General features: G+C 58.8%; 22 protein-coding genes. 4 read left to right on the forward strand and 18 right to left on the reverse strand.

The features are described 5' to 3' along the window. Positions 1-370: 370 nt before the first annotated feature. The 10 genes from H2170_16350 to H2170_16395 all read right to left on the reverse strand — a co-directional run bounded on the left by H2170_16350 (position 371) and on the right by H2170_16395 (position 12,774). Positions 371-1,138, reverse strand: a complete 768-nt coding sequence (locus H2170_16350) for an ATP-binding protein (protein ID MCS6301642.1) — start codon at positions 1,136-1,138, stop codon at positions 371-373. Next, the gene (locus H2170_16355) at positions 1,135-2,601 is read right to left on the reverse strand and encodes an IS21 family transposase (protein MCS6301643.1); all 1,467 of its coding nucleotides are present in this window, start codon (positions 2,599-2,601) and stop codon (positions 1,135-1,137) included. The genes H2170_16350 and H2170_16355 overlap by 4 nt, the downstream gene beginning before the upstream one ends. 1,210 nt (positions 2,602-3,811) lie before the next feature. Continuing rightward, complete coding sequence (locus tag H2170_16360) at positions 3,812-4,114, reverse strand: hypothetical protein (GenBank protein ID MCS6301644.1); 303 nt, start codon at positions 4,112-4,114, stop codon at positions 3,812-3,814. Positions 4,115-4,557: 443 nt separating this feature from the next. After that, positions 4,558-5,265 carry an SGNH/GDSL hydrolase family protein gene (locus H2170_16365; GenBank protein MCS6301645.1) on the reverse strand — a complete coding sequence of 236 codons (708 nt, stop codon included), beginning with the start codon at positions 5,263-5,265 and terminating at the stop codon, positions 4,558-4,560. Positions 5,266-5,269: 4 nt separating this feature from the next. Next, positions 5,270-6,904 carry a glycosylase gene (locus tag H2170_16370; GenBank protein MCS6301646.1) on the reverse strand — a complete coding sequence of 545 codons (1,635 nt, stop codon included), beginning with the start codon at positions 6,902-6,904 and terminating at the stop codon, positions 5,270-5,272. Positions 6,905-6,906: 2 nt separating this feature from the next. Further along, on the reverse strand, positions 6,907-7,140 hold the full coding sequence (locus H2170_16375; protein MCS6301647.1) for a hypothetical protein: 234 nt from the start codon (positions 7,138-7,140) through the stop codon (positions 6,907-6,909). Continuing rightward, positions 7,137-10,100 carry a hypothetical protein gene (locus H2170_16380; GenBank protein MCS6301648.1) on the reverse strand — a complete coding sequence of 988 codons (2,964 nt, stop codon included), beginning with the start codon at positions 10,098-10,100 and terminating at the stop codon, positions 7,137-7,139. The genes H2170_16375 and H2170_16380 overlap by 4 nt, the downstream gene beginning before the upstream one ends. Then, positions 10,097-11,368, reverse strand: coding sequence for a polysaccharide pyruvyl transferase family protein (locus H2170_16385; protein MCS6301649.1), 1,272 nt, complete (start codon positions 11,366-11,368; stop codon positions 10,097-10,099). Before H2170_16385 ends, H2170_16380 begins: the two co-directional genes overlap by 4 nt. Positions 11,369-11,515: 147 nt before the next feature. Continuing rightward, complete coding sequence (locus tag H2170_16390) at positions 11,516-11,689, reverse strand: hypothetical protein (protein MCS6301650.1); 174 nt, start codon at positions 11,687-11,689, stop codon at positions 11,516-11,518. After that, positions 11,686-12,774: an aminoglycoside phosphotransferase family protein gene (locus H2170_16395; GenBank protein MCS6301651.1), complete on the reverse strand. Its 1,089-nt coding sequence runs from the start codon at positions 12,772-12,774 to the stop codon at positions 11,686-11,688. The genes H2170_16390 and H2170_16395 overlap by 4 nt, the downstream gene beginning before the upstream one ends. Before the next feature lie 314 nt (positions 12,775-13,088). On the opposite strand from H2170_16395, the gene H2170_16400 reads away from it, so the two are divergent. Continuing rightward, positions 13,089-14,156, forward strand: a complete 1,068-nt coding sequence (locus tag H2170_16400; GenBank protein ID MCS6301652.1) for an IS630 family transposase — start codon at positions 13,089-13,091, stop codon at positions 14,154-14,156. On the opposite strand, the gene H2170_16405 is transcribed toward H2170_16400, so the two are convergent. The 7 genes from H2170_16405 to H2170_16435 all read right to left on the reverse strand — a co-directional run bounded on the left by H2170_16405 (position 14,140) and on the right by H2170_16435 (position 21,311). Further along, positions 14,140-14,649, reverse strand: coding sequence for an NAD-dependent epimerase/dehydratase family protein (locus H2170_16405; GenBank protein ID MCS6301653.1), 510 nt, complete (start codon positions 14,647-14,649; stop codon positions 14,140-14,142). The genes H2170_16400 and H2170_16405 overlap by 17 nt on opposite strands. 53 nt (positions 14,650-14,702) lie before the next feature. After that, the gene (locus H2170_16410; protein ID MCS6301654.1) at positions 14,703-16,049 is read right to left on the reverse strand and encodes a transposase; all 1,347 of its coding nucleotides are present in this window, start codon (positions 16,047-16,049) and stop codon (positions 14,703-14,705) included. A 62-nt stretch (positions 16,050-16,111) separates the two neighbouring features. Then, positions 16,112-16,369 carry a hypothetical protein gene (locus H2170_16415; protein MCS6301655.1) on the reverse strand — a complete coding sequence of 86 codons (258 nt, stop codon included), beginning with the start codon at positions 16,367-16,369 and terminating at the stop codon, positions 16,112-16,114. After that, positions 16,366-17,475: a nucleotidyl transferase AbiEii/AbiGii toxin family protein gene (locus H2170_16420; GenBank protein ID MCS6301656.1), complete on the reverse strand. Its 1,110-nt coding sequence runs from the start codon at positions 17,473-17,475 to the stop codon at positions 16,366-16,368. Before H2170_16420 ends, H2170_16415 begins: the two co-directional genes overlap by 4 nt. Further along, entirely contained in the window at positions 17,468-18,094 is a 627-nt protein-coding gene (locus H2170_16425; GenBank protein MCS6301657.1) for a hypothetical protein, read from the reverse strand. Before H2170_16425 ends, H2170_16420 begins: the two co-directional genes overlap by 8 nt. 40 nt (positions 18,095-18,134) lie before the next feature. Beyond that, a complete protein-coding gene (locus H2170_16430) occupies positions 18,135-18,464 on the reverse strand; it encodes a hypothetical protein (GenBank protein ID MCS6301658.1) in 330 nt (109 codons plus the stop codon). Between the two features lie 3 nt (positions 18,465-18,467). After that, positions 18,468-21,311 (reverse strand): relaxase domain-containing protein, encoded by a 2,844-nt coding sequence (locus H2170_16435; GenBank protein ID MCS6301659.1) that lies wholly within the window; start codon positions 21,309-21,311, stop codon positions 18,468-18,470. A 132-nt stretch (positions 21,312-21,443) separates the two neighbouring features. On the opposite strand from H2170_16435, the gene H2170_16440 reads away from it, so the two are divergent. Then, positions 21,444-21,803, forward strand: coding sequence for a hypothetical protein (locus H2170_16440; GenBank protein ID MCS6301660.1), 360 nt, complete (start codon positions 21,444-21,446; stop codon positions 21,801-21,803). Here H2170_16440 and H2170_16445 read toward each other — a convergent pair. Next, positions 21,800-22,951 carry a type IV secretory system conjugative DNA transfer family protein gene (locus tag H2170_16445; protein MCS6301661.1) on the reverse strand — a complete coding sequence of 384 codons (1,152 nt, stop codon included), beginning with the start codon at positions 22,949-22,951 and terminating at the stop codon, positions 21,800-21,802. The two genes, H2170_16440 and H2170_16445, sit on opposite strands and share 4 nt — an antisense overlap. A 13-nt stretch (positions 22,952-22,964) precedes the next feature. Between H2170_16445 and H2170_16450 the strand changes: the two genes are divergently transcribed. Both H2170_16450 and H2170_16455 read left to right on the forward strand, forming a co-directional pair. Next, complete coding sequence (locus tag H2170_16450) at positions 22,965-24,305, forward strand: ISAs1 family transposase (protein ID MCS6301662.1); 1,341 nt, start codon at positions 22,965-22,967, stop codon at positions 24,303-24,305. A 47-nt stretch (positions 24,306-24,352) separates the two neighbouring features. After that, the gene (locus tag H2170_16455; protein MCS6301663.1) at positions 24,353-24,787 is read left to right on the forward strand and encodes a hypothetical protein; all 435 of its coding nucleotides are present in this window, start codon (positions 24,353-24,355) and stop codon (positions 24,785-24,787) included. The last annotated feature ends 542 nt before the right edge of the window (positions 24,788-25,329 follow it).

The raw sequence follows: 25,329 nt of genomic DNA on the forward strand, positions 1-25,329 counted from the left end.
GAGTCGAAAACACCTGTGGCGGAACAATGGTCACGGTGAAAAACCGCGCTCCCATCTTAAAAAATCCGCCGGAAACAACGCTTACGGCGGCAACCCAGTTCAAAACCCTACAACCGCTCGGGTCGGAATGCTTACGACGAAAAATCGGCTGTATCGAAATCCACGCTCTCATCGTATGCCGATAAATCCCCTTGAGCCTGTTTCGCTCAAATTTGTCGTAACGCTACGACCGGTGCGGGGCAATTTGGCTACAAAACACGACCGCAGTCTGTGAGCGGCGGCGCGAACACCGTCTATTTCTGGCGGTTACAAAATCACCTGTCGTAAAAGCCGATGACCGGCCCCGCCAGGGGCCGATCATCAGGCCCGGTCAGCTTGCAGGTTCGTCGGCCAGGCGGTCTTTCATGCGGTAGGATTTGCCCTCGATGACGACGGTCTGGGCCCGGTGCAGTAGGCGGTCCAGGATCGCCGCGGTGATGCCAGCGTCGTTGTTAAAGATCCCTGCCCAGTGTTTGTAGGCCTTGTTGGTGGTGACGATCAGCGAGCCGCGTTCGTAGCGTTGGCTGACGATCTGGAAGAGCAGGTCGGCCCCCGACTTGTCGAGCGGCAGGTAGCCGACCTCATCGAGCACGAGCACCGCAGGGGTCATGTAACGCTTCAACTCGGCTTGCAACCGGTGCAGGGACTGGGCGGTGACCAGGGCGTTGATCGCGTCCACCGCCGTCGTAAACAGCACCGTGTAGCCCGCCTGGCACGCCGCGTAGCCCAACGCGCTCGCGAGATGTGTCTTCCCAAGCCCCACACCACCGCAAAACACCGCGTTGGTGCGCTCCTTGACAAAGCCCAGTTCGAAGAGGTGCCGCACCTGCGCTTCGTTCAACTCCTTGGGCCAGTCCCACTGGAACTGGTCGACGGTTTTCTTGACCGGGAAGCGCGCTGCCTGGATGCGCCGCTCCAGCGCCCGGATCTGGCGGTCCTGGGTCTCGGCCTGCACCAGTCGGCGTAAAAATTCGGCGTGCGAACAGCGCGCCTTGGCCGCCTCGGCCGTGAGTTCGCCGTGGTGGCGCAGCAGGTAACCGAGTTTCAGGTACTTGAGTTGATCTTTTAATAAATCGGTTTTTTCGGGTTCTGTTTTCATTGGGTATAGGGGCTTAAATCCGGGGGACGCAGTTCGAGTTCCAGTGCGGCCAACGCGTCGGCGCGGGTGAGGTGGATCGGCCCGGCTTGCGGCAAGGCCCGCGCGCGTTGTTCGAGCAAGTTGAGGATGTAATCGCTGGAGTAGGCGCCGAGTTCATGGGCGCTTTCGATCGCCCGGCCGACTGCCTCCGTTCCATACAGGGCCACCAAACCCACGATAGTCGCCAGGTGGTGTCCCGCGTTGAGCCGGCGCTCCTCCAGCCCCCGTTGGTAGGCGGGTGCCGCCGGGCTCAGTTCCAAAAACCGTAGCCGCAGGCGCTGCCGCGCCCCCTGCCGTTTGCGCTCCTCGAGTTCGCGCACATGCTCGGGGTTTTCCACATCGGCGCGGCGGGCAAAACTGCGGGCATGCTCGGCCACCAGGGTGCGGTCCGCATAAAACCTCACCTGCGCCCCCTCGATCTGCGCGGTGAGTAGCGCCCCGGCAAACTTCGTGGGCACCGAGTAGCGGTTCGTTTCGATACTCACCCGGCACCGCCGCGACGCCCGCACGCTTAAGGTGCGCACCGCCGGACTGGCCACCGGGTTAAGCGGCAGGAGCGCAGCGCGCTCCTCGGGCAGCCGGTCCACCGGCCGGCCCTGGGTTTCAGCGTGAACGCGCACGTTGGCCACCGTTTCCAGCCACAAGCTGGCGGCCGGCCCCAGCTCGGTAAACCCGTTCATCTGCCGCCCGCCAAGGAAGCTTTTTTTCACGTAACCCACCGCGTTTTCCACCATGCCCTTGGACTGCGGATGCCCCGGCCCGCACGCTTTTATCGTAAACCCGTAGTGCCGGGCAAAGTCCAGGTACTGGGCGTTGTACACCGGGTCGGTCCCGGGCACATGCGAGAGGACGGCCGTCTTGCAGTTGTCCACCATCACCTCGCGCGGCACCCCGCCGAGTTTTTCAAAGGCGCGCCGGTGACAGCCCAGCCACCACTCCTGGCCCTGCCCGAGGGTAAATTCCACATGCAGGAACCGGCTGTACCCCAAAACCATGACGAAAAAACTTAAAGCCCGCCGGGTGCCGTCCACCTCCACCGCGCCAAAACTGCCCCAGTCCACCTGCGCGGTCTGGCCGGGGGCAAACTTGAGGGTAAGAAACGCCTCCAGGTTCCTCGGCCGCACCCGCCGCACGTAGTCTTTCAAAATTGAATACCCGCCCGTGTACCCCCGCTCGCGCACCTTTTGCCAGAGCTGCATGGCGGTGAACGGATGGGCCTCCAGCCACCGCGCGATCGCCGGCTTGTGCACGTCGAGCTTGCTTGGCCTAGGCACCTGCGCGGCCTGGCTGCGCACGTACTTTTCCTGCGCCTGCCAGCGCCTCACCGTCTGCACGTGCAACTGGAGCGAGCGGGCGATTTGCGGCGCACTGTGACCGGCCGCCTCCGCCTGTTTTATCCGGCAATACAGTTCGTAATCGATCACGCGCCCACCTCCCGGCTCGGCGGCGGCGTTGCCGCCAGCGTGTGCGATTGGCCTGCCCCGGTCCAAGGAGAGCACCTGGTAAAGTGGCGCGGCGTAGGCGATCACCCCGGCCTCGATTAACTGCCGGCGCGCCTCGACCAGGCCGTCCTCGCTGAGCGTGAGCAGCCGGGCCAGGGTGCGCGTGGCGTAGTAACTCAGCCCGTCGGCGTCGCCCACGGTGACCAGGACCAGATAGAGGCCCCAGGCGGGGGCACTGGCCCGCCCCAGGTAATTGCCCCGCACCAGCCGGTGGTCCAGCCAGCTAAACTGGGCCGGCGTGCGCCGGAGTTGTTCGCGATCGATCGGTTGTTTTTGCATAATCGGGCGGCTGGACGTCGATGCCCAGGATCACCCGCCCCCGGGATTGCAGGTGTCGCAGCATGGGTTCGAGGTCCTCTTGTAACGTCACTCCGGCGAACTGCGCGATAAGCCCCACGAGCACAGGGTTTTGCGACTCCCATCTGTCTTGTAACGGCACGCAGGGATTCGGTAACGCCACCTCGGCGACCGGCTCGGCTTTAGGCTGGTGCACAACGGATTGCGTAGTTGGGATGTCTTGTAACGCCACCCGCCGTCGCGGCCCCCTCCGCCTTGAGTACCCCGGATTGGCCTTCCGCCACTCCTGCACCCGTTGGACATTTTCTGGGCCTTTCCAGTGGTCGAGGTTCTCCGGCTTCGCCAACCATTTGGCCTGACTGGCCGCCCGGCTCGCCCGTCGGCATCCCGGCTTCCCGCAGTAGCGCTGACGCTCGCGGTTATGCGCGTCGGGCAGAAAGAAATCGACACAGTGCAAACACTTGCGTGAACCGGTTGGATGCATCGCTGTGCATCCGCCAAGCGTCCCGCCGGTTCAATCTCCACCCATTCGCACCCCTCATATCCCCAGCCGGACAGGGAAGAAAACCCACCCACGGAAGAAGAGTATTACTCTTTTTAAGGGGAAGAAGATCCACCGAAGAAGAAGTGCATTCCTAACCGCCAGAAATAGACGCTTTCCCGCTCGCCGCTCACACGCAGTCCGGCAAAACTTGAAAAAACCCTACGCGGCCAATTTGGCAGTTTTTACGATCAGAAAAAAATCGGTAACACCAAATCGGTCGTAATGCTACGACCGGTGCGCGGCAATTTGGCTACAAAACACGACCGCAGTCCGGCAAAACTTGAAAAAACCCTACGCGGCCAATTTGGCAGTTTTTACGATCAGAAAAAAATCGGTAACACTTACTTCGGCAAATTTGATCTGGGCACCCGTGCCCAGCCCCACCGCAGTGCCGTCCCGGCCTCTACGATCGTACACCCACGAGGCGAATGTATGATAGTTGATTGCCTCTCGCCGGGCAAACTCCGCCTGCGTCAGTCCGCTTTGTTCATAGGCAGCGAGCAACTCCTCGCGCCTCGCTTTCGGCGTAATCCGCCTCCCAGTTGTGTCCCGCTTGGTTTCGTCCGCCACCAAATCCGCTGTGATCATTTTCATCCAGCCACTTTACCCCACCATGCCTTCCAGCGGTAGTGGGTCTCCGGCCAGACGCTTACGCTTGATTCATCGAGCCCCACACTCAAACCACGTGAAACCATAATATTAAAGCCGTTTTACTACCGTTTTTGCGAACGTATCCCCGTTCGCACTAGTCGGGTTTGTGAAAATCAAAGCGTGGCAATGAATTTAGGACCTCCCTTTAAGGCCCAGCGCACGAGGCATTGGAAGTGCCTTTGCACCGGGAATTTGGCGTTTCAGAGCTATCATCTCTTTGAGCAGGGTCGCCTCATCCACTTCCGAAAGGGGTGTTCGATGAGGCAGACGCCGAAAGCGTTCTCTTCATGTAACTAGAGCCTGTCCCGTGCTTATAAGTAATTGTAAATAAATTACTTATAAGCACGGAACAGGCTCTAACTAAGTGCCATTCGGGTCAGGCATGATTATTCCTCGTAGTTGAATCTCGCGGGAACATGGAAACAGGGTGCCAGTTCGCGAAACATGGTCAGATGCCCTTGGGCATTGAGATGCAGGGTGTCCGCATAGCGACAGCTCAGGCCTTGGTAGCTGTGGGACAGCTTTACGGCGGTGCTCTTGTGCCCGGCCCAGGCGGAGTAGTGATCGCAAACCACACAATCCAGCTCTCGGCCAAGCTCCGCAATCGCCCTCGCATAGCGTTCGATCACGCCACTCTCACCGGGCCAGGCCACTCCCGGCTTGGCACCGGATGGCAATGCTTCCCCGTAACCGGAACCAAAGACCTTGGGTGCCGGGGTGCGCATGAGGATCTCTGCCCCGCTCTCACGCCGCACTCTTTCCACAAATGCCCGGTAACTGGTCCGAAACTCCTCGATGCGGGAAACTCCCATGTTTTGGTCGTTGATCCCAAAGGATGCGATTACCAGATCCGGCTTCCAACGCAGGATGTCTTGCTCAAGTCGCAGGAGTTGCTTGGCTACCGTGTTTCCACAGACCGCGCTATTGATGGTATAGACGCATCCGTCGCCATAGGTTTCGCAGATGGCGAGGTGAAGGTGATGAAACCAGTTAAAATGTCCCTTGGTATGGCCCGCGATGACGTTGTTGGAGTCACCGACAGATACAATGGTCACCGGCGACTGGGCCTGGAGTTTTGCTAGGCTTTTCTTCATGGCCTCACGCCTCAAGAGTGAAGATGCCGCTGGATACGCCACCCATTCGGATGAGCCATTTTTTCCCTGCTCGTTCCATGGTTGTGTCGACGCCATCGAGAACCGTGGCCTTGGAACAAGAGGCTTCGATCATGACCGTTACCGGTTGATCGGATGGATTGACGGCGACAAGGACGCGTTGGCCGCCGAGTTTGCGTTGGTAAACAAACGGATAGCGGTTTCGTTTTGCGTAGAGGGGTTCGAAGTCCCCATCGCCGCCGAGCGCCGGATGTTCGCGGCGCAGCGTCGCAAGTTGGCGAATGTGGTTCAGCAAGGAGTCGGGATCTTTTTCCTGTGCCTCGATGGTCGGCCGGTTCCTTGCGGGATCGATGGACAGGTAGAGATTTTTCGCGGGTGCCGTCGAGAATCCGGCATTCCGTCCCTTCGTCCATTGCATCGGAGTGCGTGAACCGGTGCGGTTGTAACCGCCTTCCTTGGACACAAGCCCGCGCACATAGCCCATGCCGATCTCATCTCCGCAGTAAAGATACGGCACGCCGGGCATGGTCATGAGGAAGGTGAAGGCGACCTTGAGTTCGTCCATGGTCCGACCCTCCGCGAGCCGCATGATGTCGTGATTGCCACTCGGAATGGAGATGTAACCGGAACGGCGGGTTTTGCGGAAGTGTTTGAGGTAGGAATCGAGGAACGCACAGATGTCGCCCTTTCCCTTGCGATCAAAAAAACTGGGGGGGACGTTCTTAAAGAAACCAAAGAGGTCTCGCTCGGGCTCGCTCCGGAAAAGCGAAGTGTAAGAGGGGTCGTTAAAGTGGATGAGAAAATCGATATGGAAACCCGCAGCGATTGCGCGGGCCGGATCCGACCACTCGGCAATGAGAACGGCGTCGGGATATTCAGCGTCATACATGGCCCGCATGTCCGCCCAGAGCTTCATCGTTTCCTTGAAGTCCTTGTCGCCCTTCACGAGGGAGGACGCCATGTCCACCCGGAAACCGTCCGCCCCGGCGTCGAGCCAGTAGCGCATGATGTTCTTCATCTCCTCGCGCGTCGCGAGGCAGTCGGGATGATCCACCGGTAGTTGCCACGGCTTCTGTGGATCGGGTTTCGCGAAGCCGTAGTTCAGTGCCGGCTGGAAGTGAAAAAAATTGGTGATGTAATTTCCCTCCCGCTCGGAAAATCCGGAGATCATCGAGAGTCCAGGGGGCGGCCCGCTAAAAACGTTGTTCATCCAAACGTAGCGGTTGGTGAATGAATTGCTCCCGTCCTTCGAGGACTGCTTGAACCACGGGTGCTCCGTGGAAGTGTGCCCGGCGACAAGGTCGAGACAGACACGCATCCCGCGCTTATGGGCTTCTTTGAAAAGGCGGGTCAGATCGGCATTGGAGCCGTAGCGCGGGGCGACCTTGTAAAAATCGCTGATATCGTAACCCGCATCACCGAAGGGTGATTCAAAGCACGGGTTCAGCCAAATCGCGTTGCAACCCAACGAGCGAATATAATCCAATTTTGCGATGACTCCGGGCAGATCCCCGATGCCATCGCCATTGGTGTCCAGAAAACTCTGGGGGTAAACCTCGTAAAAAAAGGCATCGGCAAGCCAGGTTGGTGGGCGGGATTCCATGAAGTGGGTGCAGCGCATGATTAGGCGTTGCGGTTATCGTGTTCACGCGTCTCAGAGACTACGCGGGAACCAGTCTTCGGCTTGTCGGCGATAATTCCCAGACTGGTGACGGCGCAGGTAACCAGAATAGGAATGATAATCGAGTGGTCTCCGGGTATAGCGATTACGATGGATGCGGCAATGATTGCACCAATCCAGATGATGCCGTGTGCGACAAATTGTGTGTAGGTTCGCGGTTCAGGGCGTGTGTTCATAATGTTTCGTTCTCAGTTTGCGTGTAGGGAAGCATAACCATTCGGTAGCGTAACGTGGCCTCTTGGTCCTTCTGCCACGTCGCAGGGAGGGCGACCTCGACTCGGTCATAGTGAATGCCGTCACGCCCTTGCAGTCCGCTCCGGCAGATTTTGAGATCACGCGGTTCGTCGAGTTTGATACGAAGTCCGCGACCCTTTTTGTCCGTCAAGGACACTCCGCCTGCATGGGCGTGTGCGAGGCGGACGCTTTTCCTGATTCCCTCCGGCAAAGATGACAGGTCGGCAGGTGTCTCGCTTCCCTCCACCGTAATCGTCGCTCCCTCTTTTTTGAACGGGCCGGTGGCGAGCGGAATGTTTTCCACCAAGGACTCGCACGAAAACGCGTTTGCTGCGCGGAGGGTGACCTCCACGATGATTGCGTTTTCCTCAAAGGTGTAGCGCCGCGTGTAGTTGAGCGGGAGAGAATCCAATTGCCCACGAGCGGTCAGCGTTCCTGCCGACTCATCCACGGATGCGACGCTTGCGAAATAATCTTCGGCGTGGCGCCTGCCATCTGCTCCAAGGGCCACAAGGCCGTGGTGCGAATAAGGGCTGTTACCGGTCAGAATCGCATTGCCGTAGCCTGCAATGGCGAAGGTGGTGAATCCTGCGTTATTGAAGGGGCGCAGCGTTCCCTTTTGATTGCGATAAAGCTCCCAAGGGTTCGCGCCTGTGAGTTCTTCGTGATTGGTGGGTGCTTTGAGCCCGGCGACTCCGGGCCCCACGGATTTCGGTGAAACGGCGGGCTTGCCGATATAAAATGCCGCATAGTAAGAAGGGCGTTTCACCGCGACCAATTCCCCGCCGATGATTCGAAGGAAGGAATCCTTTGATTCGGCAGGCCAAGCGGCGTTGGGGTTCGTGCCGCGTTTTCCCAATGGCACTTGAGAGCCTTGGGCCTCTGCGATTCTAAAACTGGGATCGCCCGTGGGGGCCTTTCCGATTTCCGAGAGCAATTGGTTCCGCGCCCTCTCAATGGCGTCGGTTGTGTAGTCCCCGGCAGTCCAAAGATCCACCTCGGCCAGCTCTCCAGGAAGCAACGTTTTGCGGGCACCACCGTATTGCTCCGCATGAAATCCTTCCGGCGTGCGATGGCTGTAGTTGAATCCACCGAACGGACGACCATCGGGCTCTGGCGCGACGGTGTAGTTGTAGAATGCGTAAGATTTCCGGAGCGCCTCCAGCATCACCGGATCACCCGTGAGGCGGTAATACTCCGCCATGTAGTAATGTTGGATGCCGCAGTAGGTGCCGCAGGGGCCTCCATTCTCGATCTGATAACCGGCGGGACTGGCTCCGTCGGCGTAGCGTTTTGCGAACCGGCGGACCAACTCCGCATCGGCGGGGTCTCCGGTTCCCACGGCGAACCATTGGAACGCCGCAAGATAGTGGGCACTTTGATTGCGCGTGGCAACAAGCCCCTCTGCCCAATGGCGCTCAAAAAGCCGGCGGACCACGGCGGCCCACGGTTCGCGAATCTCCGGCGGCAGGTGCGGCGCGAGGAGCCCAAACTCGGGGAAATACCTTTTCGCAAAGACGAATCCGGGGAAACCGGGGTAAGTGCTCAATTCGGACGGCGTGCCTGGCACGACTTCGTCTTCGGTCAGGCCGACGATGTCGCGCAGTGCGGCCGCAGTGGCGCGGTTGAGCACATCGGCACGATGCCGATACGGATTGAATGGCTCGTCGAGCGCATACGCCCATGCGAGACCGAGAGCGTAAGGAGCCTGGTTGATTCCACCTTTGCCGACCCCTTGGAATTCCGGCATCGAATGAAGATAATCCCAGCGATCTTTGGGTTCTTTGGCTGCCAAGCGCGGGCCCCAAACCTGTTTGCCGATCGTGCCGCCCCATAAGCTCGTCGGGTCGAGATTCTGCTCGCGCAGACTAAAGAAGAGCCCCGGACCCACCCCGTATGCCTGCCGGAAGGCGAGTGCCTTGGCCGGATCGCCTTTGCTCCAAATTTGGGGATCCGCATCGAGAAGTTTGATGAGCGCTTCGGTCTGGCCGACCTTCTCCGGCGCGAGCAATCCTGGTATTCTCTCCAAGAGAGTTTCCTGATCGCGAAATGCCAACCAAGAGCCATCGGGCGTCATTCCGGTTGAGGCGCCGAGCGCCTTGGCTGCTTCCGCCTCCTCACATAAAATCACGGGAAAACCTGCGGCGGAAAATTGCCAGTCACCATTGAGTTCCATGCTCCAAAGCTCGCCGGGGCTTTTGACCGTGATCTCCGCCAACTGCTCGTCCTTCGTGCCAGTAGAGGGATAAAGAATCTGATCCTTCGAATCACGCAGGGTAATGCCACGGCCTTTGATTTTCAGGTTCATGGCATTCTGCGGAACATAAAACCAGACCTTCGAGAGACCGGGTTTCCACGCGCTGAAAAAGCCGTTTTGAAAAGAAACGCCCGATGGCATCGGAAAATCGCTCTCAAGCTGGAGTACCGTTTTTTTCAAGCCAGAGACCATGCGAACCTCATATATTCCCGGCTGTATGAGTTCGCGGCGAAAGATTCCGACCTCGGCGGGCCAACGGGAATCTTGAGCGGATGCCTTTCCCTCGGGTCTGGGTGTTTCATCGGACTCGACAGCGTCATCCGGGCCTTCTCCTCCGCGATCCAAGTGCTCACGCAGAAGCAATTTGTCCGATGGATCGAAAAGCCTGAGAGAAATCAGATCGCGATCTTTCTTCGATTGCCCGCGCAGTTTCATGGTGATCTGTTGCGGATCTGCCGAAGTCTTCAAAAGATAGACCGTCACAGGTGTGGACGGACGATACAGGGAATCTGCAAGTTTCACATGTGGGGACTTACATCCCGCAAGCGTCAATCCGACGAACAAAGCCAGCCCCAGCTGTGGCAGGAAAATAAGCTTAGACATTGAGACCGCGCAAAAAAAATGGCGAGTTGCACGAAATTTCATGTTGTTTTCAAACGTTTGATGGAGCGGATTTCATTTATGCTGGCGGCCCATTGAGCGCCGATTGCAGCCTGGCGCGCCGCTGCGGTTCGTCTGGCGCTGGGATAATCCTTCAGCCAGCCTTCGATGGATTTCCACAGATCATTCACAGAGGTTTCCCCGATTTCAAAAAACCAGTCGCCCATGCCGAGATCCCGCCACATTTGACCCTTGATCGTATCCGTCGGCTGCCGAAGGTAGATAATCGGGGTGCCGGATATCAAAGCAAGGATTGGAGAATGGTTTTCGATACTCACAATGCTGTGGGCAGCCGCATAGACAGCCAGAGCCTCATCGGGGAGCCAGTAACGCTCGAGCCATACTGTCTTCGCCCGGACATCCTCCGGCATAAGGTCGTAGATGGTGGTTTTGGCAAGCGGCACCTCGTAGGTCATTTCCGGGCAAAGAAGCACCTTTTTGCCTGTTTCCCTCACCCACCGAACGACGAGATCGGCGAGCAGTCCCATGTCGTGGGCTTGCGTGCGGTTGTTCACTGCATCCTTCGCCTTGGTCGCGGCATCTTCGGGCACCCAATCGTGCATGCGGTGGTAAGGGGTGTAGCGCAGGCGAGGAACCACACAGAGGTAGTCATTCTTTATGAGTTCGTGCTCACGAAGGAAATCATTCGCCGCCTTCGGAGCCGCAGGGGCAAAGCCAAAGGTCGCATCCGCACCGAAAGCGACATGCCCGCTGTGGAGCCCGAACTTTTCCAAAAAGCGCTTGGTGAGTGAATCACGGCAGTAGATGAGGTTGGCCGACTGAAAAACGGATGTCTGGAGATCATTCAGGCTGTGGTGGGGCATGCTTTCGATCTGCTGCGAGAGCTGCTCGAGAGTTCCACCTTCCCAATTCCCGGTTTGCATCGGCCCGGTGGGGTCCATGGTTATGCCGAAAAGCACGCTGGGCTTGCCGGTTTTTTCGTTCCAGATCCTCAAATCGCGAGCCACGATCAAGCCCGGCGCGGAACCGTGCACATAAATGTCGCATTCAGTAAATGCACGACGTAGTGTCTCGCTATCCGGCTCGCCCTGTTCGTTCAGCGTTCCCTCGGCCAATCGAATGTCTGGGTAGCTGGAAGTGAGTTTTTCCCGGACACCACGGTCAATGTTAAGCGGCCAAAGGGTAATTGTGATATCCGGTGCGTATTTTCGAAAAATCTCCAGGAACCCAAAGGTGTGGCCGATGTCGCCGATATTGACTGTCTGCCAGGAGGAACGAAGGAGGAGGTGCATTTTTGTTGATGAGGTAGAACAAGTGGGTGTTTTTGGATCGATTTACAAGAAGATAGCAGGCGCCGTTCAAGACCACCGACAGAAGGGTGAGCGCGATTCCCTGGAGCGTCTCGGCGCGGTGGCCCGGGTGGCGGCTGAATTCAGTGTTCATGTCTGGTCAGGACTCGAGGCGCAGAAACGCACGGTGCCGCCGATGAGCGAGGAGGCGGGATTCCAAGCCTGACGCAGGGTCAACACTGGTTCGGTGGCGGATGGGCGGGCCATCCAGCCGGCGAGATCGGACACGACGATCATGGGACAAAGCAGAGGTGTGCGGCTCATTTAAGGCAGGGGAGATACCTCTTCACTATTGATTCGAGTGATGTTGTGGCAACCTCCATGCGCGCGACTAAGTGGAGTTGGTTGCGGGCGCGGTCGAGGTTGTGACCCGGTCGCTTGGTTTTGAAGTAAATGTCACCTTGGAGATAATCGGTGAGGAAGCGGATGCCGACCTCGAAGGTCATGAGTTTACCAGCGAAAACCAGGTTCTCCCACTCGGACGGTGTGAGGATGTTGCCCGCACCGGCGATGTAGCCTTGCACGATGGCCTCGAAGACGGGGAGCGAGACGTCGATCTTGGACAAATCCGCTTCATCTTCGGCCGCTGTGTTGGTGGCGAAGCGCACCAGGTCGCCGAAATCGTAGAGCGAAAGTCCCGGCATAACCGTGTCGAGGTCGATAACGCAGATGCCTTCGCCTGTGGCATCATCGAGCATGACGTTATTGAGCTTGGTGTCGTTGTGCGTGACGCGTTCGGGGATGTGGCCGGATCTCACGAGGTCGAGCAGGCGGCTGGTTTCAGCCTCGCGCTCAAAGGCAAACTTGAGCTCGGGAAGCACTTCTTTTTTGCGACCGGCCACATCGGCCTCGGCGGCCTTGCGCAACGCCTCGAATCGCTTGGGAGTATCGTGAAAATGAGGAATGGTCTCGTGCAGACGGGTGCCCGGTAGATCGGCAAGCGATTGTTGAAACAAACCGAAAGCCCTCGCGGCTTCATAGGCTTGCTGAGGATTTTCGACGGCATCGTAGGTGCGGGCGTGTTCGACGAACAAATAAACACGCCAATACTCGCCATCCGGAGTCTGGTGAACGGGCTCTCCGGTTCGAGTTGTCACCAAGACCAAGGCGCGTCGGTTATCACCTTCCGTAACTTTACCGGCTACGTGAGCGGTGACTCGGCCTATGTTCACCATCAGTTGGGGGACGTTTTTGAAAATCCGGTGATTGATGCGTTGAAAAATATACCGCACCGGCGTGCCGGCTTGGTCAAAGTTGACCACAAAGGTGTCGTTGATGTGGCCGCTGCCGTAGCGCTGGGCGTCAAGCAGGTTGCCGTGCAAAAGAAAGTGGGAGGCCACCGCGCTCATTGCTTCGCGGGAGGGAGTTTGGGAACGATCGGACATAGAATTTAAGTGGGTTGGGTAAAGGTAAAGGTGAAGTGGGGTGGGGTGGGGTGGGCGATGCGCGCATTGCTTCAGGTAGCGAAGGACTCGAGGGTGGCTTGTAGTCCCTTCATTACCCCGTAGGCCGGCTGCCAGCCCGCCGACATCAGCTTTTGAGGGCTCGCTTGGGAGTGGCGGATATCGCCGGCACGCTCCGGGGCGTGGATGACGGAAGACGGCGAGCCAGAGCGATCTAGTGCTTACTTGCAATAATAAGTGATATTGTATCCGCTTTGTAGATGGGACGAAAAGCCGTGCGAATCACTTGTAGCGAGGGGGATCAGCAATCCCTAGAAAAACGGGCAACCAGCCGGATTGAGTCGAGGCAGCGAGTTGAGCGCGCCCGGATGATCCTTGGGTGCGTGAGTGGCGAGCAGGTGCAAGAGGTGGCGCGCCGCTGCAACACCAGGCCGAACACCGTAATAAAGTGGAGGGATCGCTTTGTGCTGCTTGGCATGAAGGGGCTGGATGATGCGGCACGGCCGGGCGCGAAGCGCACCTACGGTGAGGACTTTCGAGATCGGGTGCTGGCTTTATTGGAAGGGCCACCCCCTCCGGGGCAGGCGCGCTGGGATGGTCCAGCGGTGGCCCGTGTGCTCGGCGGCTCGGTGCACGCGGTCTGGCGAGTGCTGCGCAAGGAGGGCATTTGCCTGCAGCGCCAGCGCTCGTGGTGCGTGAGCACTGACAAGCAGTTCGCAGCCAAGGCAGCCGATATCGTCGGGCTCTACCTGAGCCCACCGGAAAAGGCATTGGTGATAAGTGTGGATGAAAAGCCTGGCATCCAAGCCCTAGAGCGCGCCACCGGTTACGTGGAGACCGACAATGGTAAAATCGTCCAGGGACTCAAAAGCACCTACAAGCGCCACGGTACACTCAACTTGTTCGCTGCCCTTGATGTGGCCACGGGCTTGATCAAGACGCAGAAAACCACCCTTAAGCGCCGGGAGGAGTTCCTGCTGTTCATGGACCAAGTGGTGGCGGATCACCCGCCCGAGAGAGAACTCCACGTGATTTTGGATAATTATTGCACCCACAAAAAGTGCGACGCTTGGCTCGCTCGGCACCCCAATGTCCACTTCCACTTTACCCCAACCTCGGCGAGTTGGCTCAATCAAGTTGAAATCTGGTTCGGCATACTAACAAGGAAGGCGCTACGGGGCGCGAACTTCAGAAGCGTCGCCGAACTTAGTCAGGCCATTGACGCTTTCGTCGCCGCCTACCTGCCCAATGCCAAGCCGTTCAAGTGGCGCAAGCGCGAGGTCAAGGGAAGCCAACTCATAAATACTATCATTAATCTACGCAATTAAGCACTAGAATCGTGTGGGCCAGTTCGGCGACGCTCATCGACTGGCCGTAGCCGGCGTTGAACACACCGGTCACACCGGGACGTTCTGCAAGAAAGGCGAGGGCGCCGACGATGTCCTTCACATAGATAAAGTCACGGGTCTGCCCGCCGTCGCCAAAAATGGTGATCGGCTCGTGCGCGACCGCCTTCTGGATAAAAATCGGCACCGCCGCCGCGTAAGCGCCTCGCGGGTCCTGACGCGGGCCGAAGACGTTGAAGAAGCGCAGAGCGGCGGTTTCGAGCAGGCCCTCGCGTGCATAGAGGGCACAGTAGTATTCACCGTCGAGTTTGGTGATGCCGTAGGGGCTGCGCGGGTCCGGCACCATGGTTTCCACTTTGGGCTGCTCCGGGTTTTCGCCATACACGGCGGCAGTGCTCGCAAAGCAGAGTTTTTTCACGCCGTGATTCTTGCACGAGGCCAAGACATTGAGAAGTCCGTGGATATTGATATCCACGGTCTGGAGTTTGGCCCCAAAAGCAGGTGGATGCGAAGCGGCCGGAGGCCCGGTTACGCAGCGCGGAAGAGTGCTTCAGCCAAGAAGGGTGGCGCTTTTGATGAGTTCGTGGAGGGAGGGTCGGTCGACGTGAAGTCGGAGAAACTCTCTGGGGCGATCTGGTCGGCCCAGCATTCGCTGCGCAGGGTGCGCAAGAGGTCCCCCGTGGAACTGGTCGCAGGCGAGGCGCCCGAAGAGTGCGTGCGCCATTTGGGCGGGCGAAGATGCGGCGGCGGATCAGGGGTTTGCCCCGCAGGATCGCCGAAGAGCAGGGCGGCGATTAACAACAGCGCATAGGCGGCGACGGTGGCGGCGGGTTGGTTGCGGTTGGAGGCGGCGGTGCGCAGTTGTGCCTGGCCGGTGCCGATCAGGGTTTTCTCATCCCGGAAGTTTCCCTCGATGACCCAACGCCAGAGGTAATACTGGAGTTGGTCACCCACGGGCATATCCGGGTCGGTGCAAACCAAGAAGGCAGGCTGGCGATAGAGCAGCTTCGAGCCTGCGCGCAATCGGTAGCCCACCGGGGCGATCACCATGACTTGCAACGGGAGCGTCGCCCCGGCTTTACGCCACAGCACCGGCCCGAGGGTCTTGATTTTAAAGGTGTGCTTTTTTCCGGCCGCATAAGCCTCGACGCTTTGCCAGGCCACGGTGTCGTCGGTGCGCAGCTCTTCCGGGGTCTGGACCGGCGCGCCATAGACCGGCGGGCGACCGGTGGCCGCGGGTGGTCCAGGCAGGGCGTTGAGCACGGCGTCCCGGCGGATCCGGCCGATATAAACGGTCTTGGCGGGCAGGCCCTTGAGTACGACCGCATTGGTGTAACTGCCATCGCCGGCGACCACCAGTTTGCGCGTGTCTGGCAGCGCCTGGCGAAGCTGCTGGATGCGGGCGAGCGCGACGACATTAAGCCGCTGCTGTTTTTTCTTCTCCGTGTACTGCTGAACCTCGTCGGTAGTGGCTTTTTTACCCGGCTTTGGCGGCGTCGGCGCGTGGGTGAAATCCACCGGAATCATCCGGGCGTGTCCGTCGGAACCAGGCCAGGCCGCAGAGAGTTGCACATAGCGCTGGCCGCGCACCAGGTTGGTTTGGAACGCGGGGCCGAGCGGATCGCGTTTCCAGCCGACGCCGTCGATCTTGACCCCGGTTTTGCGTACCAGGGTGTCATCGATGGCGGCCACCAACGGGGTAAGCGCCGGCAGGTTTACCTCAAGCTCATGGAGGACCGTGCGGAAAAGCCCCGCCGGCTTCACCCGGTCACGCGAATACAACCGGTAGTCGGCCGTCCAGTCCTGCTGGGCACGCCCGCACAGACAAATCAGGTTGGTAAGAGTCCCCCGGCACGGTGAAACCAGTGCCGCCATGAGATGCCCCTGCAGTCTCCGGGCGCACTCGGGGGCGGCGCAAGCCGCAGCACAAGCCCGTTTCATAAGTCGTCCCAGCCGATCGGATAAACCCAACTGGACTTTTTTTTAACGCCTACGTCCACCAGCTCGGGCGTGACCGGCATAACGGGCGCGACCAGACTGCGTGAGAGGACCAAATGATGCGCGTCGGTGACGGTCCACTCGACGGCCTCCGACTTGGCGAACCCCATCGTCTGGGCGATGGAAGCGGGTAATGTCACATACCACTGCTCACTGTTTTTGCGGATGATGCGCTGAACTTTGGTGGTGGTGCTCATGGTCCGACACCATCGTTCATGGCCACGCTTTTTCCCATGGGCCCGACGCCCCATTTATCTCTACGGCCTTCTCCGGGCCAACTAGTCAGAGGCCAAACTCCAGCCTCGGCTTTGCCGAGTGTATCGATCAGGCGGGAAAACGGTAGCGGCGTGTTGATGAACATGTCCGCCATCCGGCCGTAATCGCGCTCGATTTCGGCCACTCGATGGGCTGGCGGAACGAGGCGTAAACTGCCCGGTATCGCCAAGTCGTAGTGCGCCCAGCTCGATGCGAAAAAACGGCTTTTGTGACGAACGACCCGAGCCAGCACATCAAAGCGAGTCAGGGCCGCTGCACTGGTTGGATGCGTCAGCAGGGCGGCAAAATCGGAGTAGTGCCGCGAGAAGCGGTCGCGCATCGGCTGTTCGGCCGGCCGGTGGTATTCAGCATGAAGGATGGTCGCCTTTTCCCAGAACGTGCGCTCCACCTCCAAGGCGACGACGCCACCATCGGGGGCGACCATTTCATGCGGGAATTCCTCCGCCACGATGGAGCGGACCGTGTGGTTTCCGGTGGGCTGTTGATCGGTGAGGGAGCCAAACTCGACCTTCACCTCAGGCCGCACGTAGGTCTCGTAAGGCACGGCGACCGGATAATGAAACAGAATGACCGGCGAATGGGTGGCCGGATCGATGATGGCTTCGATTTTCCATGAGCGAGCAGGTAGGTTGCCCAGTTGCACCGAGAGCGCTTCGGTAATCAGCGGGGCGATTTGGTCGCGCACAATCTCGGCACAGCGCGCCTCCAGTTGCTTTTGATTTTTATCGCGCTGTGTGCGCGAGGCCGCGTCCTCCAAGGTGGATTCGGCGATGCCGAGGAAGGCAGGGCTGAGCGAAAGGTCGATGTCCTCCGAGAAACGGGCGATGATGTTAAAAACCTTCGAGAGGGAGGTGCCTCCTTTAAAGACCAGGTGCGGTCGCAGGGTGGGCAGAGCGAAAATTTCACGCAGCAACCAGCACACCCAGAAATCTTTTTCCACGAGCCAGGGGCGCACGCCACGACGGGCGGCCGCTTCGGTGAAAAACGCGGTATGATCGGCTACGGGGAGGCGGGCAAAGTTACGCATGGTCGGAATCCTCGGCGATGGAGCGCAGCTGCGGGCGCATCCATGCCGGGGCGAATTGGCTATCTTTGAGTAAATTTTTTCGGTCGGCCTCCGTGAGCACGGTGCGCAGGGTGGTGATCCGTTCTGGGGTGATGTGGTCTTTGCCGACATGCCGCAGGGCCTGAATGACCGTGCCGCTCAGCCGCCCGCTCGTTTCCAAGTTGCGAGGAGTCGTTCGCCGAAATCGGATTTCTTGCCGACCGATCTTAACCAAACGAGTTGGACCGTCGGTTAGGAAGACGATTTTGGCGGGCACCTGTTCGGAAAGACGGAGGAGGTTGGCTGCATACGCGCCCGAGGGGAGCAGGCGTATGCGGTCGCTACCGACAAGGGCTTGAGCGATGGCGGCGGGATCGGGCGATAGCAGCCCGATACGCGGATGGGACTTGGGGTAGTCATAGAGCCCCCGAGTGAGCTTGCGGATTTTGCCCTGCGCGACCAACCGACCAAGCACGACACCGACGACACGAGGGTCGCCAAGATCGGCAAACGCTTTGGGGGTGAAGACCCACCCCCTGCCGTTGCCATTTATTCGTGCTAATAGCTTTTTTGATGACACTTGGGTAACCGTTATAGTCATCATATGTTGAAAAAACACCCTATTATTTTCAACAAAAACTTTACGATTCATCGGTGGATACAGGCTTGATGCGTATTTCTTGAATGAAAGGAGCCTTGGCGGATGGTCCCAGAATGAGCGCGTCGGTCTCCGGCCGGGCGATCAACGCTTGGCCAATACCGGAAGAAAGGACGCAAAACACCTCGTAGAGGCGTTTACCTTTAACCGTGATTTTATGGGAGGCGTAATCCAGTTCGAGAATGGTTTCATCGTTGGAAAGCGTGAAACCGAGCAGGGTGGCATACGGCAGCGATAGCCGTTCGCGCGGGGTTTCGAAGCGCAGGAAGCCGACGGAGTGATCGCTCGTGACGTAGCATTCGGCGAGTGGCATGGATTATTTGGCCTCCTGCTTTGGTGCGGAGGATTGGGTTGGGGCGTCTGTTTTGAGGCCGAGGGACCGCGATGATGATGGTTGGGCCGGGTGAAGATAATGGAGACAGGCCAGAGCGAGTTCGCGGCCATGCGCGATGCCGTTTGTCCAGAAGGACCGGAGTTCGTGCACCGTGGTCTTGATTCGTGCACGGGCGGAAGTGGGAGGCGACGAGAGGGTGCGGGAAAATTCGGTAGCGCTGATGCGGTCTTCGCTTTTCAAGCGTGATGCATCCAGCAGCGCCTTGCGATCAGGCGTGTAGATGCGGATTTTCTCCCGTCCGCGCGTCGATGCGACGTAGAGACCTTCGCGGCTGATGGGGTTGGTCATGAAGACCGCATCCACCGTCATGCCTTGGGACGCGTGCGAAGTGAGGGCGTAAGCGTGAACGACCTCACGGCTGAGAAGGGTTGCTCCATCCGTGAGGTGAATTCGACCAGAGGAATCGACACCGGCTACCGTGACGGTGCTACCGTTGGCAATGCGCCTGAGCTTCCCGTCGGGCATGGCGGCTTGACCGACCGCCCGCAGGCGAAGCTCGTCACCTTTGGCGACGGACAGGGGGCGTTCATCCAGCACGGACCAACTGAGTCCGCTTTGTTTGGGTGAGACGGCGAACTCCGCCCCGTGAGCGGCGCGCACGATCACGCGTTCACCTTCTCGGCGGAGCACGGTGAGTTCGTCGCCTTTTTCAAAATACTTAGTGCCCTTTCGCGCAATGAGGACATGCCCCGTTTCATAATTTTGGACGTCCTTGTTTTGGGCGCGGGTCCAATCCTTCGGCCAGAGCGAACGAACTGTGTGATCATCGCCTTTTAAAATCTTGGCCGCTCTGAGGCGTTCTCGTGCGGTTTGATTGAGTACGAGGATTTCATCCCACGTCGGTGCGACCATGAGCCCGGTCTTGGGTGCGGTGTGCCGTGGTCCAGTGGTGTGGACGGTTTCAAACCATTCATCGACCATGCGCGAGCGGCGCTCGTGGGCGTCGTGTATTTCCACAATGGCGTCCATCGCATCGAGGCGAGCCAGACCGCCATGAAGATTACCGGAAGCCAAGGCGGTGGCGGCTCGCAGATAGGCTGGGTTTTTGGACTGGCGGCGCATTTCGCTGATTTCGGCGACCGTGATACGACTTTCGCGTTCGACCAGGCGTGCGGCTGCACTGGCCTCCACGCTGGTATGTTGCGCGGCGTCACCCACAAGAAGGAGTCGGCACGAGTGATTCTGTGAAAGGGCGATCAACCGGGTCAGATCATGAGTTGAAAGCAGGCCGTATTCGTCGATGACCAAGACCTTTCCGTGAATGGTCGTTTGGAGGGCGGAATCGATGAGTAGGCGCTGAACGGTATTGGTGGTGGATAGTGCCTGAGCGGCGGCACCATGGCCGACCGTCTTCTGTTGCGCACCGTCGCGTCGGAGGATTTCCACCGCCTTGGTGCTGGGGGCGAAACAGACGGTTTCGCGACCGGCAGACGCGCATCCTTCGATAATCGCAGCCAGGGAGTGCGTCTTGCCGGTGCCGGCCTTCCCGCGTAGTGCCATGACTTGATCGCGGCAATCGAGCAGGCGTTGCACGGCTTCGCTTTGCTCCTGACTCAACTGGGTCACGGTTGGCATGCGGCCTAGTGGTAGTTCGCTTCCAATCCCGATATGAATTGCGGCGATGAGAGATTTTTCGTGCTGGATCGCTTCAGCCGTAGATACGCGGCCATCGACCACCAGCAGGCCATTTTGACCGTGGGTAATCGCGTTTTTGATATCGGCCAGCGTGTGGTGTCCGTAGCCGGACCGGAACACCTCGGCGGTGAGCGTGTGATCTTCGACCACCGCTTGCCGTTCGAAAACGTGTTCCTTGGCGTGCACAAGACAGTCCTTTAAACTTGGAACGTGCGCGACAATGGGTGCCGTGGCGGACTCACGCAGGCGACGCAGGGCCGTTAATTCGGACGCACTGACTTGGCCGAGCTGATGTGAGCGGACTTCCTCGGGCGACAGCTCCTTGAGCTTCCGTTGCCGGGTTTCTCGGACGAGAATGGCCACTTCGTCGTGGGTCAAGGTGCGCCCGAGTTCGAATTCCCGTTTACCGATGGCGGCATCACGATCTTGCGACCGTTTGGAGAAGCGGGCGATAAGCTCGGCCGGAATGCCCGCTAGCTCAAAACCATGCTCGGTCTTCTCGATTGAATAGCCCATCGCCATTAATTTCCGGGCCAGCTCATTCCGATAGATTTCGGTGAAATACCGAGCGCGGTCGAAAAGCTTCCCGGCTTCAAGTGCCACCAAGCTACCGTCCAGTGCGTCGCGAGTGACGTTGAAGATGAAGGAGTGGGAATGAAGTTGAGGGTCGAGGGCACGGCTTTCGCCGTGGCGGAAAACGGCGGCGGCGATGCTGCCGGTTGGCACATGGCGCTTGTTAATCGCCTGCCCTGTTTGGCGTGCCGCGTGCCGTTCGACTTCTGTTAAGGTCGCGAGCACGGCGGCATCATGGGCTTCGATTAGTCGGGAGTCTTCACCGATAAAGGCCTGAATTGAAACCGATTTCGGTGCAGAAAAAACAGCGTCACAGCCAGCCCGGCGTTCAGCTGCCATCCGCTGTGACAGTTGTTCACCGGTGACCGCATGAGCGTTTTGAGAGAGCGCAGTGAAGGCATCATCCGAGATGCTGGTCCCTGCCGTGAGGCCGACCTTTGCGCACAGATTTCCGTAGCACATGCCTTCGATTTTTAGGTCCTCGGAATAGTAGTCGGCCTGACGCAGATACTGACCAAGCGCATGACCGTGGTCCTTACAGGTTCGGATGGTCAGCATAGAACCCCCACCCATATTTTGGAGACACCAACGTCTGAGCGATTTCGCTTAGATTTTTCCCCTGCCGGTCGCTGGTGTTTTCCTTGGCGGTCCCCATTGGGCGCCCATGATTTCCCCAACGATTTCCCAGTCATGAACGAACCCACCGCCAACGATTCCAAAAAACTTTCCCAGTTAATTGCCCAAGCTAAAGCCGGAAAAACAACCAAGGCGGATGCATTGGATATGCACCGTCGCGTTCTTCTTAAGGAACGAGCGGAGGGGACATCGGTGCGCATCTTGGTTGCGGCGTTGGGCCAAATGGGGACGCACGTTTCAGAGGAGACGCTGCGCTTGTGGTTCGTGAAGCAGGAATCATCCTGCTCGCAGGCTCCGACACCGGAGCCAGTGCGGACTGTGACCAAGCCGAAAGTTTCGGTCAGTGTGCCTGTCAGCATTCGTGTGGTACAGTCGACTTTAACGGGGCCTCGGGTTGCACGGTCAGACATTTAAGCTCCCTCCTTCCGCAGATACCGGAAATCGGGGCAAGGGCGCGTTTGTGCGACAACACGTGCGCGTCGCGTGAACCACCCGCCACGCAGCTTTTTTTGGTGAATAAGGATTTCTTGGTAAGGTTCGTCGTTTTTCAGCTTCTTGCTGCCGACAATCAAAAATCCTGTGACCTGGTAATCGTTCTCCTTTCCTCCGGTTTTTAGATTGTGGGTCGCCTGCGGCGGAAGGGCATCTTCAAGGATCGGCGTTTCACTGTGGGTATTTTTTCCGGATGCGTCTCGCCCATGGGTTTGCTTCGGGACCTCCTTTTGACCGCAAAGTTTCCGCATGTAGTCACCTGTTTCCGGTTCGTTGTTTTGCCAGAAGAGTTTTGTTCGAAGATTTCCGAGGAAGGTTGCGGTGAGGTCGGGTCCGACGGCATCCCTCAGGGCCGGCACATGCTGAGTGACGGCGACGGTTGCGCATTTGGACGAACGGGCTGTTTCCTGAAAACTGACATCGGACCGTAGCAGCGTTTTCTGGCATTCATCCCAAATTATCGCCACCGGACGTTGACTGGGGTGCGATGCCCGCCGCTCCAACATACGCTGGACGCTTAATCGCAGTAGCCCGTTGGCGATTCGACCGATTTCTCGATACTCGTTAACAGGACAGTCACAGAGCAGGATTGCCCCATCCAGTAGTATTTCGGGGGTGTAATCTGTCCCGGCGAAGAACATCCCATGCAAAGGCTCCCGCTGAAAAACGTCAGCACACCCGGATGAAAAGGTGAATAGAACGCTGTTTTTGGTGTCCGGTGGATACACGGCAAACTCTTGTAGAAAATAGCTGCGAGCTAGTTGCACGTTCCGGTCTCCGCCGGAGCGATTTACTGCTGATTCGATCATCTGCGCACACTTGGACTCCCGGCACCAAGTTGGATCTTTGGCCTGAGCAAGATTTTGGGGCGCAGATTTTACGACCGACACGATATCATCGAGGAGCAAGTCGTCGGTGGCGCGGAAGACCACGGTTACCGCGTGGCGCACCATATTTTCGACCGCCTGCCGCCAGATGTGATCTGACCCCCACCGCCGATTCATTGAACAGCTAAACACCTGAATACTAACAAAGGAGCGGAATAAGCGGGACAAGCCCCAGGAATTCATTTTGGCTGGGTGAATGATGCCGGCCGAAACGAACCCGTCGAACCCCCAAGGGGAGGTGATTTCGCTGCGCCACTTGCAGGTGCAGGTGCTAGACAGCCCCGAGTTAAACGCCCGAGCGCAGGGGCTGCTTGAGGAGCATCACTATCTGGGCGCGGTGAAACCGGTGGGCGAGCGGCTGCTGTACGCGGTGAGCGATGCGCAGGGCACCTGGGTGGCGGTGCTGGTGTTTGCGGCGGCGGCGCTGCACCTGCGCGGCCGGGAGGCGTGGATTGGCTGGAGTGGCGAACAGCGCCGACGCCGATTGGCGCTGGTGGTCAACAACGTGCGGTTCCTGCTGCTGCCCAAGCCGGCGGTGCCCAACTTGGGCTCGGCGGTTTTGAGCCGGGTGCTCGGCCGGCTCAGTGCCGACTGGCAGTCGCGTTACGAGCACCCCGTGCTCGTCGTGGAAACCTTCGTCGACCCCGAGCGTTTTACGGGAAGTGTATACAAGGCATCCGGGTGGACCGAGTTGGGCCTGACCAAGGGCAACACGCGTAAGTCGCGCGATTACTACGAGCACCACGCCAAGCCCAAGCGCTTGTTTGTGCGCGAGCTGGAGCCCCGGGCCCGGAGAGCTCTTCAGGCAGGGCAGATCAAACCCTCGCTGGCTGCGGTGGAGGCGAAAGTTCCGGTGCGAAGTACCCTGAAGGCCCCCGATTTAATCAGCCTGGCGGAGGCCTTCCGGCAAGTGCCTGAATACCGCGCCTACATCGGGGCCTATCCCTTGCACGCGCTGCTGGCGATCACGGCGGCGGCCTATCTGGCCGGAGCACCCCGCGGCCAACGTGACCTGGCCGCTTTCGCCCGCCGGCTCTCCCCGGTCCAACGCCAAGCCCTCGGGGTGATCCGCCGCCGCGGCAAATACGGCGCTCCCAGCCAGCCCACCTTTAGTCGGCTGTTCGCCCGCGTTCAGGCCTCGCGCATCGAGGAGGTTTTACTCGCCCACCAACGTCAGGTGCGAGGCGAGCCCCCCGACAGCGAGATCGTGGTCATCGACGGCAAAGTCCCCAAGCACAGCGGCGGACAAAACGTCGTGACCGCGGTTACCTCGCCGAGCTTGTTTTATCTCGGCAGCGAGGTCGTCGCCGAAAAAAGTAACGAGATTCCCGCCGCCCGCGCCCTGTGTGAGAGACTCGATTTGGTCGATAAACTCGTGAGCCTTGATGCCCTGCATACCCAGGCGGACACCGCGCGGGCGATCGTACTGGAGCATGGCGGCGACTACCTGTTCACCGTCAAAGGCAATCAGCCCGGCTTGCAGAAAATCGTAGCAGCGCAAGTGCCCGATCCGGGCGCCCCTTTTTTGACCCGTTAAAAGATCCCGCTGCCGAGCAACGTACCACCCAGGAAAAGAAGCACCCCGTGACGCGCACCCTGGTGGCGCGCGAGTTGAGCGCGGAAAGCGCCTGCTTCCCCCTGGTGGCGCAAGCCGCGAGAATCTGCCGAAAACGCCACGGCAAGCCCACCGAGACCGTGGCGCTGATCACCAGTCGCCCCGCCGCCGAGTTGACTCCCGCCCAATGGCTGGAGGTCAACATTGCGCACTGGGGAATCGAGACCGGTTTGCATGCCCGCCTCGACGCCTCGCGCCAGGATGATCGCTGCCGATTACGCCGCCCGAACGCGGTGCGCATCCACGGCATGTTCAACCGCTGGGCCAACAGCCTGTCCATGCACTGGCGCGGTCAACGAACTAAAAAACGCCACCTTTATACCTCCGACTTTATCGCCCACATGTCCGAAAATCATGACCGTCGCGCGCTCCGCGCACTTACCTCGGTAAACTTCCCGCTATGAATCGGCGCTGTCTGACCCCGAAGAATCCCGACGAGGCATTGCGAGTTCTGCGGCAGCGGTGAAGAGTGCTGCAACATTTCCGGCAAGGTCGCCTCGTTCTGCCCGTTCCCGGGCCGCCTGCATTTCATGCCGAAGGATATTAAACCCTAATCGATGCCGAGGCCCTACCGAAACCACAGAGTTTTCACGTCCTGTTTCACGGGCTAGATTCCAACACATTTCGCTGTCCGAGGGGGTAGTTCCTTTTGTCGTCAAAAATAGGCATCCGTATCCTGCTCGCATCATAGCTGCGGTTTTTAGTTGGACGCCGCCGGAGGTCTTACCTGATCCCGACGCTCCGACATGGAGTGATCCCTCGTAGCTCAATCCCACCGACCATCGGGTGCTTCTGCCCCACGCGATCAACGGTTCATCCGGCTGCCAAACATCTGCTTTATGAAAAAGCCGATTATATAAAAAAGAGTTCATTGCGTAAAATAGAGGTAGTTTGAGCCTCCTCGAAAAGGTTTTTGGTTTTTTCTAGTAAAAACAACTTATGTGAT

It is taken from the genome of Opitutus sp., assembly GCA_024998815.1.
Lineage (GTDB): Bacteria > Verrucomicrobiota > Verrucomicrobiia > Opitutales > Opitutaceae > Rariglobus.